Origin of the sequence: Bombella pluederhausensis, from assembly GCF_026385525.1 — a bacterium.
GTDB classification, from domain to species: Bacteria; Pseudomonadota; Alphaproteobacteria; order Acetobacterales; family Acetobacteraceae; genus Bombella; species Bombella pluederhausensis.
Map to the genome: position 1 here is coordinate 125,059 of NZ_JANIDY010000002.1, position 15,818 is coordinate 140,876.

The following is a 15,818-nucleotide window of genomic DNA, read 5'->3' on the forward strand; positions in this document are numbered from 1 at the left end:
TGTGAGGTGGGGCGGGGTGTTCTGAAAGCTTAGTCGGCTTTCAGCGTGCTCATGTCGATGACAAAGCGATAATGTGAATCACCTTTTTGCAGCTCAGCGAAGGCCGCATTGATGTCCTGCATGGCGATGGTTTTCGTGTCAGGCAGGATGTTCTTGCGGGCGCAGAAATCCAGCAGTTCCTGTGTCTCACGAATACCCCCGATGAGGGACCCGGCAATGCGGCGGCGGCCATAGACCAGCGGCAGGCTGGAGCTTGGCGGCAGTGGGCCAATCTGGCCGACCATGGCGATTGTTCCATCTATGTCCAGCAGGGGGAGATAGGGGGTGATGTCGTGTTCCACGGGCACAGTGTCGATGATGAGGTCGAAACTGTCTGCGGCCTCCTGCATGGCCTTTTCATTGCTGGATGCCAGAAGGCGATCGGCACCAAGGGCGAGGGCCTCCTGCTTTTTTTTGTCACTGCGGGAAATGACAGTGACCTCTGCCCCAAGGGCAACAGCCAGCTTGACGGCCATCTGGCCCAGCCCGCCGAGACCGATGACAGCAACATGCTTGCCCGGTCCGGCCTGCCATGTACGCAACGGTGACCATGTGGTGACACCGGCGCAGAGCAGGGGCGCAGCCTTGGCGATATCCAGTCCTTCCGGCACTTTCAGGGCGAATTCCTGACGGACAACCAGATGCTTGGAATAACCGCCCATGTTGGGGGTGTTGTCGAAGATATCAATGCCGCCATAGGTGCCATTCATGCCCAGAGGCTGCTTCTTGCCCTCACGGCAGTATTGTTCATCCCCTTTGCGGCACTGGTCGCATTCCAGACAGCTATCCACCATGCAGCCTACGGCCACGATGTCCCCGACCTTGTGACGGGTGACGTCCGGCCCCGCCTCGATGACACGACCTACGATTTCATGGCCCGGAACGGTGGGATAAGCTGTATGGCCCCAGTCATTGCGTGCCCAGTGGAGGTCGGAGTGACAGACACCACAATAGAGAATCTCCATCACCACATCATTGGCGCGAGGGTTGCGGCGGTCGAAATGGAAGGGGGTGAGGTCTTCCTCGGCGGAGGTGCAGGCAAAACCAATAGTACGCATGGAATCATCCTTCTCTGGAACAGTGGCGGGATATGAGCCGGGTACAAGCCTATGACCTGTTCACGTTCTGTTCAATAATACAGAGGTGATGACCGCTCTGTTTTAGAACCAGACATTTTCATGCTGCTGCTTGTAGGTCTCCACGCCCATGCTGCGAATATAGCGGAGGTCCGCCTGTGGTGGGCGACCAAAAGTCTTTTTGTAATCCCGGCTGAACTGGGAAGGGCTGTCATAGCCGACCTGAAAGCCCGCACTGGCGGCCTTCATGTCCTCATGCACCATGAGGCGGCGGGCCTCCTGCAAGCGTAGCTTCGTGCGGTACTGAACAGGCGTCATGCCGGTCAGCTCTCCAAAGCGTTTATAGAAGCTGGATTGTCCCATTCCAGCGATGTCCACCAAGGTGCCGATCTCGAATTGCTCCTGAAAATGATTGCGGAGATGGCTTATGGCTCGGTTGATGCGGGCAGTATCGCTTTTATCATGTGCAATTTCCCGAAGAACATGGCCTTGTTGGCCATGAAGAAACAGGTAGAGCAGCTCTTTTTTGTAAAGTTGAGCCAGAAATGTCTGGTCGCCTTCTTTGGCAAGTAGCCCGACTAGACGCAGAAGGGCATCAAGCAGTTCATCGGTAATCCGGCTTACCCCCATGGCAGAGATGGGAGAGCTGTTATTTTTCTGGAAGGCCATCTTCCGGGCCTGATGGCTGCTGGCAGACTGGCTTTCTCGCAGGAGCTGTTCCATCTCCGTAGGGGAAAAGCTGATGCACAGGGCCAGATAGGGCGCCTCGGCAGAGGCATGGGTGATCTGGCCAGAGACGGGAAGGTCCAGCGTGGAGATCAGGTACTGGCCTTCACCATAGGGCAGGGGATGGTCATGAAGATGGAGAACCTTCTGCCCTTGCACAACGATATAGATGCGGGGTTCATAAACGACCAGAACGGGATCAGTCACGGTTTCGGTGCGGTAGAGGGTCAGGAAGTCGAAAGCCGTGTGCGTCACTTTTTCCGGGCAGTGACGGCTAACGGCTTCCTGTAGGTCTGGCAGCAGGATATGTGACATCAGTCTATGGGGACAGGATGACCCGGTTGAGATGCTGCCGGTAGGCGTCCTTCAGCCTGTCCACATCCGGGTTCTTCATCACGTCTGTCGCCAGAAAGGTAGGCAGGCGTTCCATGCCGAGAAAGGCATGAGCCCGATAGAAGGGAAAGAGGACGGCATCAATGCCTCCACCATTGAAGAATTGAGCCTTGTCTTCAAAGGCTTCAAGCGGGGCGTTCCATGTGGTGGAGACCATGAAGCGTTTGCCGTGAAGCAGACCACCAGACCCGTAATGTTTTGAAGGGTCATGCCGGCTGCGGCCATCATTGGCGTAGAAAATACCATGGGCCTGTGTGAAGACCTCATCCATATATTTCTTCAGGGGCCAGGGTGTGCCCATCCACCAGCCGGGAAACTGGTAGATGACGATTTCTGCCTTCTGGATAGCCTGAATCTCTTGGTCCACATCATAGCCGTCATCAATGACGGTCTGGCTGACGGTGAGTCCGGCCTTTTCAAGATGAGCAGCCGCAAGGGTCTGGAGCGTGTGGTTCAGGCGTCCGGGGGAGTGGGCGAATGGCTTGGCACCATTGATGAGATGGCAGTGCGACATGAGAGAGAATCCTATAGCCAGTGTCTTGCTGTTTCCAGTTCATTAAGCGGAAGGGAAGACGTCAAGAGAAAAGATGTGAGGGGCTCATCGGCATAGCAGATCATGAAAATGACTTCATAAATCGGTTTTAGCTTTAAAAATGGTCTTAAATTAAAAGAATATTCTTATTGCATTCAAAACATATAAGGCTATTTTAATGTCGTATTAGCAATAAGCCTTGATAACGGAGAGGATAGGAAACGATGACAAAAAGGAAAACTGCCATGCGGTTGATTTGTGTCGGTGACAGCCCGAAGAATATGGACGGTCGCCCCTGCTCTACTCTCTCCGAAGCTGTGTCTGAGGGCGGCATCTTTTTGCGTATTTCAGGGCGGGAAGGCGTGCTCAGTGCCCTGCGGAACGATCAGTCAGACGTAGCGGTTATCCAGCAGACAAGCCCGGACCCGCTTCTTATTCGGACAATCCGCAATAATCGTTTCAGCCTGCCGATTCTTGTCATTGCTCGGAACCTGACCTCCCAGAACGTGGCTGATGCGCTTGCTGCTGGTGCGGATGACTGTGTGCCCATTACGGTTGGGCCGGTTGAGCTTCTGGCACGGCTGAAGGCTATTGTCCGGCGTGTCATGGATCATGGCGTGACGAGCCAGATCATCACGGTGGGCCGCCTGACGGTGAAGGAAGATACCCGTGAAGTGCTGGTGGATGATGAGCTCCTGCCGCTGACACAGGGTGAATATGACATCATGTCTCTCATGGTGCGGCGGCGTGGCAGCTTGCTGAACAAGGCCGCCATTCTCTCTACCCTGTATGCTGGGCGGGAGAAGCCCATCAGCAAGACTATTGATGTCATGGTCTGCCGTATCCGTCAGAAGCTGCGTGTCCGTGGTATTCAGAAGCCTTTCATTACAAGCTGGGGCATGGGCTATCGCCTGAATGAAGAAGCATTCCTGCCGCTGGGGGCCAGAGCAGAAGATGAATGCGGCCCTGTACAGCAGGCTCTGCGTGAGGCCAGCATGCCGGTTTCGGCAGGGTTTGGTGTCACGGCCATGGCAGGCGAGACCGAAGGACGCACTGGTACGGAGGCTGCTGCTACCAGACAGCCAGTTCCCCATAGCTGAGAACGGAGCAGTACCGTATGAGTGACGAGACAGCAGCCCCAGCTGCCGGAGAGGAAGGTAATGGCGCTCCGGCTGAGGGGCGGAAAGGACTGTCCAGAAAGAAGTTGATCCTGCTGTCTGCTGTGCCTCTACTTCTTGTAGGGGGAGGTATTGGCGCATGGCAGGCTCATCTCCTGCCTTTTGGCGGGAGTGGCAAGGCGGCTGCCCATAATGGGCAGCCAGCCAGCAGTGAGGCGGCATCTCAGCGTCTCCTGCTGTCTGTACCGTCTGCTACGGCCAATCTGGATAACGGGGCTGGCCGGACGATGTATGTCAAAATGACAGCCAGTGTTGAGGTGGAAGGTGCCCAGAATCTGACGGCTCTGCAAGCCCGTATCCCGGAGATACAGGACATCTTTCAGACCTACCTGCATGAGAGCCGCCCGCAGGACCTGCATGGCAGTGGCTTCTATCGTCTGCGAGAGGCCCTGCTGCGGCGCTTGCGTGTGGCCTTTGCTCCGCTGACGATCAGCAACATCTACATCACAGAACTTCTAACCCAGTAAGGTGGACCCAGACCCAATGGCGGATGAAGACGAGCAGGCCCGGGCCGAGCAGCCCGACCTGACAGAAGCGCCGGGCCCGATGGACCAGTCCGGCCCGGATGGAACAGAAACAGCTGACTGGAATGACGCCCCGGGAGAGGATGACCCCCCTCTTGCCGGGGCCGATGCGCATGAGGGCCCTGATGGTGGGGAGGATGGCCATGCGCTGGACCAGTCTGCCATTGATGCCATGCTGGGCAATGCGTTCTCCGCATCTGCCATGCGGGAAGAAAGTGGCATGGAACGCATCGTCAAGGCCGGTTTTGTGGCTTATGAGCGTATGCCCATGCTGGAGAACGTGTTCGACAGGCTCGTGCGTTTTCTGTCCTCGACATTGCGTGGTTTTACAAACGACAATGTCGATATCACCATGGAGAACATGCGGTCCCTGCGTTTTGGGGATTATATGGGAGAGGTGCCGTCATCATCCCTGTTCTCCGTTTTCCGTGCGGAACAGTGGAAGAATTATGGCCTCGTCGTTGTAGACTCGGCTCTGTCCTATTCCATTGTGGACATATTGATGGGCGGTGAGCGGGGTGCTGGCCCAAAGATCATTGAGAATCGCCCCCATACAGCCCTTGAGCGTGCCTTGATCGAGAAGCTGATCGTCATCACGCTGGCTGATCTCTCCGAGGCCTTTGCGCCGGTTGGTAAAGTTGATCTGTGCTTCGAGAGGCTGGAGATCAGTTCAAGCCTTGCCGTAATTGCCCGTCCCTCCAATGCGGCTATTGCGGCCCGTTTCCATATCGATATGGGAGACAGGAGTGGTGATCTGGATATCGTCATCCCCTATGCCACGATGGAGCCGGTGCGGGAGAAGCTGACCCAGCAGTTCATGGGGGAAAATTTCGGCAATGACTCCATCTGGGAAAGTCATCTTATTTCCGAAATCATGGAAACGAGCGTGACAGTCTCTACTGTGTTCGAGACGGCGGATTTCCCACTCTCCCAGATTCTTGACCTGAAAAAGGGGAGTGTCCTCCATCTGCCCAGCAAGGGGGAATCACCGCATCATGTGCGGATGGAATGTGACGGCATACCGATCTTTGAGGGCACGTTAGGGCGGCTGCATAAGATGCAGGCGGTTCGGATCGATCAGAGGCTGATCCCCCCCGAAGAAGAACTGACGCCGGAGCTTCTGGCGTCTCTGGGCGGGATGGTCGGTCATCATTCAGTAGAGCAGGAGGAGCATCATGCTTCTGAAAAATAGTCAGCTCATCATCGAGATCCTCCTGATGATCGTTCTGATAGCGGGAATTATCAGCTCCCGCCTTATTGTCCGGCGTCTGGGGGTGATCCGGGAATCTTACACGGCGCTGAACGAGATGGTGGCAACGCTCGATTCGTCAACCGAGCAGGTCAACAGTATGTTCGAGCGGGTTCGGCATGAGGTCAGTCAGGGTGACAGACGCCTTTCTGTCCTGCTGGATCGTGCCCGGAATGTGGAGGAAGACCTGCTGGACCAGAAGAAGATGACGCAGGAAACTGCCGATTCGCTGTCAGCCCTTCTGGAACGGGCTGAAAAGCAGGAAGCAGGGATGGGCACTGCTATGGAGGCAGCACAGGCCCTGCTGCGCCAGTTTGAGGAGCAGGTGGAAAAACAGCAGGAACTTCTTGAACAGGCCAGACATGCCGTTACCGAATCGGTGGAAAGTGCTGCTGGTGTGAAAGACGGGCAGGCCCCGCATTTTTCCGACCAGATCGCCGTACCTGTTCCGGGGCGTCTGCGGGGGCCACGGCCTTATCTGCGTCAGAAAGATGGTGAGGATCAGGCACGAACCATTTAAGCCTGTGTAATTTCAGGAAGGCCTTGTAAGAATCATGTAAAACTTCTGTGTTTCTATCCATCTGTCAACGCAATGCGTTGGTTCTTAAACAGATGCGCAAGGAGAGAAGACCATGAGTCTTTCCATCAATACCAACCAGTCCTCAATGGTTGCTCTGGAAACACTGAACACCACACAGAGCGATCTGGCCAAGACAGAAAACGCCGTCTCCACTGGTAAGAAGGTTGCTAATGCTTCCGACAACCCGGCTGCTTTCGGTATTTCTTCCCAGATCGGTGGTGACATTGCCGGTCAGAGCGCTGTCAATGATGGTCTGAGCTATGCATCCCAGATTGTCAGCTCCACAAACTCCGCTGCCAACAGCATCATCAACATCCTTCAGAACGTTCAGAACGCTGTGACGACTGTTGGTAACAATCTGGGCAACTCCTCATCTCTCGGTCAGCTCGACAAGGAGCTGACAGGTTACATGAAAAGTATCGACACCATTGCCCGTAACGCCACGACAAAGGGGATCAACCTGCTGTCCGGCGGTACATCTGGCGGTACGGCTGATGGTCTGGGCATCACCTCCAACAGCCTGACCTTCGTTACGGGTCTTCAGGGTGATACACAGACACTGACCGGCTATGGCAGCCTGATCTCCGCTACGACAGGTGCTTCAGGTGCTACCCTGACCGATGTTCTGGGCCTGACAAGCAGCGGCAAGGCTGGTTCTGACCCGACATCCAACGTCTTCCTGACAGCCAGCGCCACGGGTGCTTCCCTTGCTTTTGGCTCCAGCGATCCGAAGCAGGCCGTTGCTGATATGATCGGTCGTGTTCAGAAGGCTATCGTTGCCATGACGAACGTGACGTCTGATCTGGGTTCCAACCAGCAGACCATTGATTCCATGAGTGCCTACGGTCAGAAGTCCTCCGACTCCCTGACAGCGGCTTCTGGTGCCCTGACGGATGCTGATATGTCCGCTGAATCCGCCAAGCTGACATCTCTGCAGACCAAGCAGTCCCTCGGCATTAAGTCTCTGTCCATTGCAAATGGTCAGTCTCAGAACATTCTTTCCCTGTTCCAGTAAGGGGTATGGGCCGGTCCTTCGGGGCCGGTCGTCTCTGGGTGATGATTGTGCCAGACGCCACCGTGTTTTCACGGTGGCGTTTTTTAGTGGCTGCTGGTCATGATGTTCCATGAGGGGCCGCAGATAATCGGTGGTGCCACGAGGGCAATATCCTGCATGATTGCTTGACAGACCTTCCTGTAATCATTCCGATGTTCAGTGAAAGTAGTGGGATAGAGATTATCTCGGAACCATCCGGCATGGTGTTTGCTCCATGGTTTGGAAGGCCCAAGAAAATGGCACATTTTGATATGGCTACGACTGGTCTGTAGATCATCCCGGATAGTGGGATTGAACAGTGCCGGTGATTCAGCGATGATCATCATGGGGAAATTCCAGCGCAATGAGAAGAAATGTAGGGAATGCTGGAACACATGATTGAGGATGCTTTCCCCATATCCCGGCCAGTTCCGGGAGATGAGCTGTAGGCAGCGTCTGCCATCTTCGCTGGAAATAGCTCTCATGTTGAACAGGATGAGACCGGCATTGAAATAGTCACATATGGATTCAACTTCTACCAGTGCCGTTTCCTGATAGAGAGGGGATGTCGGGTTCTGGTTGTGTAGGTAATTGCGGAACAGGCAGCGGACAGCCCCTATCTTTTTATCCGGTGGCATGGCGCCAGTGAGTGAAAGGATGTCGTCCTTCATAAGTGTATCGGCATCCAGCCAGAAAACGTATCTGTGGTCCGTAAAGTGGACGGGGATCAGAATGGAGGCGAGCATTTCCATTTTGTCGGGTGGGTTCTGCCCATGAGCCATGAATATGTGGGTCATATTCAGGAAAGAGATACTGCCGCCATGGTGCGTCACGATTTTTTCCAGAATAGCGATCGTCTGGCTGTCCAATGCGCTGTGCAATATGACGAACTCAATGCGGTTCTTGTCTGATACTGTGTCCAGCACGGACTTCATGGCGGTGAGGGCCGGGATGATATAGTTGCTGTTGAGGGACAGAACGACAGGAATACGAGACATGATGACCTTCGTTTTATAGATGAGAATCTCAGATAGCGCTCATCGTGTCCCACATAGGGCCACACAGGGCTTGCGGAGCATAGTCCGCCATAGCGTGCATGATGGTTCGGGCGATGGCTTTATAGTCCTGAGCATGGTTGTTTGTCTGGTTCAGGCCGATGTCGATCCTGTTTGGATGCAGTGAGGATGAGAACTGGCAGATTTTCACGTCTTTTCTGCCTTCTGTGACGGCCTGTCGGGCAGAAGGAATGAAACTATCTTCAGGTTCGGTGAATAGTTCCATCGGGATATTCCATGATTGCGGAAAGAGATGGAGTTCCTGCTGAAACAGATGATTCAGGATGGCCTCATCACGGGCACGCCAGCCTTTATCAAGAAGCTGGATGCAGGTCTGTCCCTCCATGGTGGAAATGGCGTTTCGGTTGAACAGAAGAAGGTTCCGGCTGAAATAACGTTCTGGTTGTGTCAGTCCTATGTCTTGTTCTGCCTCGCGGGTGAGGCCATAAAAGGCATCATGCTGCTTGTGGGCGTGATAGAGGCAGCGAACGGCCCCCAGTTTTTTCTCGGTTGGGAATTGTTCCAATAATGTGGTGATGTCATCTCGTACCAGAGCTCCAGCACCGAGGCTGAGCACGAACGTCCGTGATGTAAAATATTGCGGAATGAGCAGGGGATAGAGCATCTCATCGCAGATGATGTCCTTATAGGCGAAGCCGGACAGGATGCGGGGCATGTCGATGAGCGTGAAGGCTGTACCACAGGAGGACAGGACGTGTTTGACCATGCTGGCCATGGGGCTGGCGATGCCATCATGAAAGAGGGCAATGGCTAGGTCATGAGGGTTTCGGGTCGTGGCGAGCAGCGATTTTATGGAGACAAGAACAGGGATCAGGTTGGTTTCACTCAGGCCCATGGCGATAGTCAGGTGAGGCATTGCAGGATCCCCGTTCGTGGTAACTCTTTGTCTCCCTTCTATGATGGATTAACCATCTCTCAACAAGTATCAGGCCAGGGCCTGAATGGTCTGTCAGGAAAGTTCAAACCCCAGATCAGTTAGGGCCTGTTCAGCGATGGTACGGTCTTGTTCATGCGTGCCACCAGAGACACCAAGCCCCCCAATGACCTGATGGTTTGCGATGATGGGATAACCCCCGCCAACAGCAACCATCCGTGACCTGCTGGCTATGGGGGCCATATGCGGGTCCTGCACGAGCTGGTTCCAGATATGGGTAGGCTTGCCGAAGGAACAGGCCGTCCATGCTTTGTCCAGCGCCATATCGACCGTCAGAAAGGCGGCGAGATCATGTCGTCCAAAAGCCTGCAGATGCCCGCCCGCATCGGTCACGGAGACAGACAGATGTAGCCCCTGTGTCTCTCCGGCCTTCAGAACGCTCTTGATGAGCGCATTGGCGGCATCCAGTGTGATCGTGGCCTTATTTTTGTAAGGGTCTCTGGTCATGTTTTTCATATCCCTGATCTGTTCTGAGGAAGGTGAGGGGCCGTCATGCGTGGGAGGCCATGGTCCTGCTCACGGCAGCGATGATCTGCTCAGCGCCGGGAATGTAGGCTTTCTCCAGAACAGGGGAGAATGGCACGGGTGTATGCGGTGCGCTGACCATCTGGGGAGCGGCCTTCAGGGATGTGAAGCACTGTTCCGTCACCTGTGCCACGATGTCGGTCGCTATGTTGCAGCGGGGATGAGCTTCATCGGCAGCCACAAGACGTCCGGTTTTCATGACGGATTTCAGCACGGTGGTACGGTCCAGCGGGGAGAGGGTCCGCAGGTCAATCACTTCCGCACTGATGCCTTTCTGTTCCAGCTGGCTGGCGGCTTCCAGTGCTCGTGGCACCATCGGCCCATAGGTGACGATGGAGACGTCACGTCCTTCTTTAGCGATCCGGGCCTGTCCGAAGGGGATGGTGTACGGGTCTGCGGGGACAGCACCTGATGTTTCGTAAAGAAACTTGGGTTCGCAGAAGATGACGGGGTCTTTGTCCCGGATGGCCTCAATCATCAGCCCCTTTGCGTCATGGGGTGTGCTGGGGCAGACGACCTTCAGGCCCGGAATATGGGTGAACATGGCTGTCAGCATCTGGGAATGCTGGGCGGCTCCATTGATTCCTGCCCCGACCATCGTGCGGATCACGAGGGGGATTTCTGCCGTACCGCCGAACATATAGCGTATCTTGGCAGCCTGATTGAGAAGCTGGTCGAAGCAGACTCCCATGAAATCGATGAAGGGCACTTCCGCCACCACGGGCACACCGGAAAGGGCAGCGCCAACGGCAGCACCGACATAGGCCATTTCTGTCGGTGGGGCATCAATCACCCGGTCGCCATATTTGGTATAGAGGCCCTTGGTGACACCCAGCACGCCGCCCCATGTGTCGGCCACGCCGCCTGCACCAACACCGCCAGCCGTATCCTGACCGAAAAGGAGCAGTTTCGGGTCTCTGGCCATTTCCTGATCCAGAGCTTCATTGATGGCGGATTTCAGAGTGATATGTCTTGTCATGACTGATGGTCCTTCAGAATGGTTTTTTTCAGTAGGAGACGTACACGCCGTCATGGAGTTCGCTGAGGGCGGGATGAGGGGCCTTGAGGGATTCCTGCACGGCCCGGTCGATCAGTTCCGCTACCTCATGGTCAATCCGGTCCAGCTCTGCCTGACTGATGCCCATGTTGCGGGCTGATTCTGCGAACAGCTTCAGGCAGTCGTGGTTTTTCCGGGCATCGTCCACTTCCCCGGCAGGGCGGTAAACCTGATCGTCCCCTTCAAAATGGCCATAGAAACGGACGGTCCGGCATTCCAGCAGGACAGGCCCATGCCCTTCACGCATCTTCTGGATGAGGGCGCCTGCCGTTTTGTACACGGCGAAGAAGTCCAGCCCGTCCACTGTTGCAGCAGGCATGCCGAAGCCTTTTGCACGGTCTTCGTAACTGCTGACGGATGTGGTTCTCTGCTGCGGTGTAGACTGGGCATAGCCATTCTGTTCCACCACGAACATCAGGGGCAGTTTCCAGACACTGGCGAGGTTCATGCTTTCCAGCACAGCCCCTTCATTCACGCCGCCATCCCCTCCAAAGACGATGGCGACATGGCCCTGTCCTGCCAGCTTGTCCGCAAGGGCTGCGCCGCAGGCCAGCGGTGCCCCAGCGCCCAGAATGCCATTGGCGCCCAGCATACCTTTCTTCAGGTCTGCAATATGCATGGAACCACCCTTGCCATTGCAGATGCCGCCCTGCCGCCCATAAATCTCTTTCATCATTGCCACGACACCCACACCCTTGGCGATGCAGTGGCCATGCCCACGGTGCGTACTGGCGATTTGATCCTGATCTGTCAGATGACTACAGATTCCGACAGCGGTGGCCTCCTGCCCGGCATAGAGATGGGCAAAGCCCGGTACATTTCCTGTCTTGAAATCCTCGTGTAGGCGGTCCTCGAACATACGGATCGTCTTCATGCGCCGGTAGGCAGAGAGCACCGTGTCGTGTGGAATGGATGCGTTATAGGCGTGTTGCTCTTTTTTATCGTGGCTCATGACTGCCTCCATAATAATTCTATTACGGGTAACACCTGTATTTCTAAGGTGTTTTCTGGATAGGACAGGCCGTTTCCGGTCTCCTTTCCGTTGTTAGACAGTCTTTTTCTATGGTTTTTTCTCTTATGGGCGGTAGAAAGATTCTCCGTAAAACTTGCCTTATTTTCCATAAATACAGAACGGGCCATTCACCCTTTTCATTCAGGTGAATGGCCCGTTTCTGTCATGTGGCCGTATGACAGGGGGGTCAGATATAATCGGCTAGAGACATGGTTTTCGTATCGGCAATGAGGGAGAAAGAGGCTTTCAACTGGAGGCTGAGATCAGAAGAACGGCTTGCTACATCTGCAAGATTGACGTTCAGATTGGTGGAAAGCTGTTCTTTGATTGTCAGCTGGAGGCTGGAGAAAATGCCTTGCTGGCGGGTCAGAGTATTCTGGGTTACGCCGATGCCGCTATTCATGTCGATGAGCTGATTGGTGGTCTGCCCCAGTGAATCGTGAAGCTGACGGACAAGGCTTGTAAAGCCTGGTGTTGTGTTGCTCATGCCTTTCATAGAGGACATGACCATCATATCTCGCATCAGGTCTCGGATGGGGGAGCCGGTGGATGTGCTGGAGGCGGCTTCACCCTCTGTTGCAACGATCCCTACGGTCATGTTGCCGTCATCCGGCCCTGTGATGGCCGAAGCTCTCATGCCCCGTGCCTGATCGGCAGGAAGGGAAAGAGTGGAGGAAAATACGCTCATGCCTGCACTATTGTCTGCACTGGCAGAGGTGGCCTGACTGAGGATTGTGCTGCTGTTGCTGTCTGTCAGCCCGGAGACAAGGCCGGAAATGGTGTGGGCAAGCTGGCTGTTATATAATGTAGACGGCGATGTGACGGGTGGGTTGGATGGGCTATGCCCTGCAAAGATGAAGCCATTGCCATCGGTTGTATTGAGGATGGTGCCAAGACTGGAGAGGCCGTTCTGGGCGCTGCCTGCTGCTGCATTCGTACTGGTGGTGCTGCTTCCCTCTGAAGACAGCATACCCAGAAGCTGCGTGTTGAGGGACTGTGCAAGGTCTGTGATCTGTTTGAGAGCTGTGGAGCTGAGGGACAGGCGGTTCTGTATGGATGACAGATTATCCTGATAGCTGTTGAGTGCAGCCAGTTTCGGACTGAGGGAAAGCGCTGTCTGTCCATCATCATCCAGCCCGGCAATACTGGATGATGATGTCCCTTGTGATGTCTGCCAGGCAATGAGACTCTGCTGTGATTGAATCTGCTTGATGCCTGCATTGAGGATCAGGTTAGCGCCTGCTGCACCATACTGGCCGACAGTCATGCTCATGGGGCTGGGTTCCTATGAATGATGAGAGATGAAGGACGGGATGGCGGACTGTCAGTGCACGGCATCCAGCAGGGTGTTGAACATGGTCTGCACCATGGAGACGACCTTGGCGTTAGCGGAATAGGAGTTCTTCAGTGCTACGACCGTGGCCATCTGGCTGTTGACATCCACGCCGGAGACATTGGCCACTTTCGTGGACAGGGATGTCTGGATGGATGTTGCCGTGGAGAGGTTGCTGCTGGCCGTGCTGATGACCCCGGCCTGACTTGTGGTCAGTGATGTGGCGAGCTGGACAAGGCTCTGTGTTCCTTCATAGCCGGTGCTCTGTGTACCATCCGGCCCCAGAGAGGTGGATGGAGCCGCTAGAGCGCCAGAAACGGCGGATAGGCTGCTGCCCATGACCTGATTCAGCACGGCATTGGGTGCGAAATTGACGTGACTGTTGTCAGCCCCGAATGCTGTCAGAAGATAAGGGGACTGCTGGTACGTTCCGGATACGGCGAGTTGGGAGGAAAGGCCAACCAGGCCAGCCGGTGATGTTTTTGTCGGGTCGGATGAGAGGGATGATGAGGTGCCATTGGTAAAGAGAGGCACTCCGGCCGCATTGAAGCGGTTGACGAGTGTGTAGGTGAAGGAATCAAGCTGAGCTTGCATCTGCGGGTATGTGTTGTCGCGCAGGGTGAGGGCTGCCCCGAGTGTTCCGTCTGTTAGATGAGACGTAATGTCCCGTCCTGCCAGCATGATGCCCGGTACGCCTTTGTCGCTGCCATCGGTGGCATGGTACATGCTGGGGGTCAGATTGGTGGCTTTTGTGGAGAGTGGCCAGCTGGCGTTAGGGGCTGTGAACTGGCCATCCGGGAGGCCAAGCTGGTCTGGCCGTGTGGGGAGGCGTGTGCCGTCCTGCGTGCTGACCAGCATGTCGCCATTGGGTTTCTCTGTGAAGGTAACACCCAGTTTGCTGGAAAGCCCCTGCATAACCTCCAGCCGTTTATTGGCCAGGTCTGTCGTATTGGCATGGGAGGTACGGGCCAGCATGATCTGTTGAGAAATCTGCCCGATGGTGGTCAGGTCGGTATTGATACCGGAGACCGTGTTGGTGACGGTATCCTGAGCGCCCTGTCGCTGGGCCTGATAGACGGAAGACAGCGTATGGATGTTGCTGACCAGAGTCTGCGCTGCGGAGATAACCCCCTGCTGCGAGGCGCTGTTCTGCGGTGTGTTGCTCAGGGAGATGAAGGCCGTGCTGACATTCTGCAGGTTGTTGGTCAGGGTGCCGATGGTATTGGCACCATCAGACCCTGTTGTCGTACCCTGCACAGAGGAAACGGCAGCAAGGGAGTTATCGGTGACTGTCAGGCCGGCAACATGGGCATTTTGCTGGTAGAGCGCATCCTGTAAAGGCTGTGAGATGTTGAGCCGGCTTGTACCAGAGGTTGTCCCGACCCCGATACCGGACACCACGGCAGATGACGTGACGGGGGAAGCCGCCACATAGCCCGGTGTGGAGGCATTGGTGACATTGTCGGAGGTCGTTGCCAGCTCATTCTCAATGGCCTTGAGGCCCGTTGAAGCAATGTTGAGGGACAGGCCAAGATCCATATTCTTTCTCCTGGAATGAGGAATTGGCCTGATGGCCATCATGATTCTGATGAAAGACAAAGAGCTCTCATCAGTGGCCAGATTACGGCTGGAATATTACAGGAAGTTAAACACAAGGCCTATATTTCAGTGTTATTTCTTGATCTATGTCAAATAGTCTTATGTCGTTACCTCTGTTGCTATTTTATCAATGGCATTCAGGCGGCGGGTAAATTCGGTCTGAAGAAGCTGGAAATTTAGGTCATATTCCCTCTGTGTTTTTATCATGGTCGTTGTTTCTTCCACGGCATTGACGTTGCTGGATTCCAGCATGCCCTGTCGTATTTCCTGTGTTGGAACAGGGCGTAGATCATTCTCATTGGCAGGGCTGAACAGGTGGTTGCCTTCGGCATGAAGTGTGTTGGGATTGTCCACCGTAGCGAGACCAAGGCGGGCAATATCCCCTTTTTCCGTGGAAATGATGCCATCAGAACCAATGCCGAGTGGCAGAACTTGATCGTCCGGTGTGAGGGTAATGGGGCGGCGCTGGTCATCCAGCAGGGCATTGCCAGACGAATCCACCAGTGTGCCATTCTCGCTGCGGTGGAACTGCCCGTTACGGGTCAGTCTGATTCCCTGCTGTGTGCGCACGGCGAAGTAGCCTGCTCCATTAATGGCAAGGTCCAGAGGGTTGCCTGTCTGGCGCAGCTCACCCTGCAATGTGTCCATATAGGTGGACCTGTCCTGATTATAGGTCAGGACTTTCTCGCCATTGACCAGATGGTCGCCGTGCTGGCGTGAGAGATAATCCGAGAAAAGGACACGCTGTTCCTTAAAGCCATCCGTGCTGCTGTTGGCCAGATTGTTGGCCGTAACCTCAAGCCCGCGTGTCAGTGCATCAATGCGTGAGAGGGCAAGATAGCCGGTTACATCCATGAAGAGTCTTCCTCAAGGCTATATTTATGTATGAATCACCATATCATGACCTGTTAAACATGAAATTGGAAGGTTTTTTGTCTTAATATAGTCTTTA

16 protein-coding genes are annotated in these 15,818 nt (G+C 54.9%); 5 read left to right on the forward strand and 11 right to left on the reverse strand.

Annotated elements, in window-relative coordinates; translation table 11 throughout:
- Window positions 1-29: 29 nt before the first annotated feature.
- The 3 genes from NQF86_RS05185 to NQF86_RS05195 form a co-directional block, all read right to left on the reverse strand.
- Window positions 30-1,097, reverse strand: a complete 1,068-nt coding sequence (locus tag NQF86_RS05185) for an NAD(P)-dependent alcohol dehydrogenase (RefSeq protein WP_266116573.1) — start codon at window positions 1,095-1,097, stop codon at window positions 30-32.
- 102 nt (window positions 1,098-1,199) lie between these two features.
- The gene (locus tag NQF86_RS05190) at window positions 1,200-2,156 is read right to left on the reverse strand and encodes an AraC family transcriptional regulator (protein WP_266116574.1); all 957 of its coding nucleotides are present in this window, start codon (window positions 2,154-2,156) and stop codon (window positions 1,200-1,202) included.
- A 4-nt stretch (window positions 2,157-2,160) separates the two neighbouring features.
- Window positions 2,161-2,748 (reverse strand): NAD(P)H-dependent oxidoreductase, encoded by a 588-nt coding sequence (locus NQF86_RS05195; protein ID WP_266116575.1) that lies wholly within the window; start codon window positions 2,746-2,748, stop codon window positions 2,161-2,163.
- A 263-nt stretch (window positions 2,749-3,011) separates the two neighbouring features.
- Between NQF86_RS05195 and NQF86_RS05200 the strand changes: the two genes are divergently transcribed.
- The 5 genes from NQF86_RS05200 to NQF86_RS05220 all read left to right on the forward strand — a co-directional run bounded on the left by NQF86_RS05200 (window position 3,012) and on the right by NQF86_RS05220 (window position 7,312).
- Window positions 3,012-3,866: a winged helix-turn-helix domain-containing protein gene (locus NQF86_RS05200; protein ID WP_266116576.1), complete on the forward strand. Its 855-nt coding sequence runs from the start codon at window positions 3,012-3,014 to the stop codon at window positions 3,864-3,866.
- A gap of 17 nt (window positions 3,867-3,883) precedes the next feature.
- The gene (locus tag NQF86_RS05205; protein ID WP_266116577.1) at window positions 3,884-4,411 is read left to right on the forward strand and encodes a flagellar basal body-associated FliL family protein; all 528 of its coding nucleotides are present in this window, start codon (window positions 3,884-3,886) and stop codon (window positions 4,409-4,411) included.
- Between the two features lie 16 nt (window positions 4,412-4,427).
- Window positions 4,428-5,660 carry a flagellar motor switch protein FliM gene (gene fliM, locus NQF86_RS05210; RefSeq protein ID WP_266116578.1) on the forward strand — a complete coding sequence of 411 codons (1,233 nt, stop codon included), beginning with the start codon at window positions 4,428-4,430 and terminating at the stop codon, window positions 5,658-5,660.
- Window positions 5,644-6,237 (forward strand): hypothetical protein, encoded by a 594-nt coding sequence (locus tag NQF86_RS05215; protein ID WP_266116579.1) that lies wholly within the window; start codon window positions 5,644-5,646, stop codon window positions 6,235-6,237. The genes fliM and NQF86_RS05215 overlap by 17 nt, the downstream gene beginning before the upstream one ends.
- A 112-nt stretch (window positions 6,238-6,349) precedes the next feature.
- Window positions 6,350-7,312, forward strand: a complete 963-nt coding sequence (locus NQF86_RS05220) for a flagellin (protein WP_266116580.1) — start codon at window positions 6,350-6,352, stop codon at window positions 7,310-7,312.
- Between the two features lie 83 nt (window positions 7,313-7,395).
- Here the strand turns inward: NQF86_RS05220 and NQF86_RS05225 are convergent, their stop codons facing one another.
- The 8 genes from NQF86_RS05225 to flgF all read right to left on the reverse strand — a co-directional run bounded on the left by NQF86_RS05225 (window position 7,396) and on the right by flgF (window position 15,721).
- Entirely contained in the window at window positions 7,396-8,328 is a 933-nt protein-coding gene (locus NQF86_RS05225) for a glycosyltransferase family 8 protein (RefSeq protein ID WP_266116581.1), read from the reverse strand.
- A 28-nt stretch (window positions 8,329-8,356) separates the two neighbouring features.
- Window positions 8,357-9,262, reverse strand: a complete 906-nt coding sequence (locus tag NQF86_RS05230; protein ID WP_266116582.1) for a glycosyltransferase — start codon at window positions 9,260-9,262, stop codon at window positions 8,357-8,359.
- Window positions 9,263-9,355: 93 nt separating this feature from the next.
- Window positions 9,356-9,796, reverse strand: coding sequence for a GlcG/HbpS family heme-binding protein (locus NQF86_RS05235; protein ID WP_266116583.1), 441 nt, complete (start codon window positions 9,794-9,796; stop codon window positions 9,356-9,358).
- A 34-nt stretch (window positions 9,797-9,830) separates the two neighbouring features.
- A complete protein-coding gene (locus NQF86_RS05240) occupies window positions 9,831-10,844 on the reverse strand; it encodes an alpha-ketoacid dehydrogenase subunit beta (RefSeq protein WP_266116584.1) in 1,014 nt (337 codons plus the stop codon).
- A 28-nt stretch (window positions 10,845-10,872) separates the two neighbouring features.
- Complete coding sequence (locus NQF86_RS05245) at window positions 10,873-11,874, reverse strand: thiamine pyrophosphate-dependent dehydrogenase E1 component subunit alpha (protein WP_323670746.1); 1,002 nt, start codon at window positions 11,872-11,874, stop codon at window positions 10,873-10,875.
- Window positions 11,875-12,121: 247 nt separating this feature from the next.
- Window positions 12,122-13,207 carry a flagellar biosynthesis protein FlgL gene (locus NQF86_RS05250; RefSeq protein ID WP_266116585.1) on the reverse strand — a complete coding sequence of 362 codons (1,086 nt, stop codon included), beginning with the start codon at window positions 13,205-13,207 and terminating at the stop codon, window positions 12,122-12,124.
- Window positions 13,208-13,258: 51 nt separating this feature from the next.
- Window positions 13,259-14,806, reverse strand: coding sequence for a flagellar hook-associated protein FlgK (flgK, locus tag NQF86_RS05255; RefSeq protein WP_266116586.1), 1,548 nt, complete (start codon window positions 14,804-14,806; stop codon window positions 13,259-13,261).
- 159 nt (window positions 14,807-14,965) lie between these two features.
- Window positions 14,966-15,721, reverse strand: a complete 756-nt coding sequence (flgF, locus tag NQF86_RS05260; protein ID WP_266116587.1) for a flagellar basal-body rod protein FlgF — start codon at window positions 15,719-15,721, stop codon at window positions 14,966-14,968.
- Window positions 15,722-15,818: the final 97 nt, after the last annotated feature.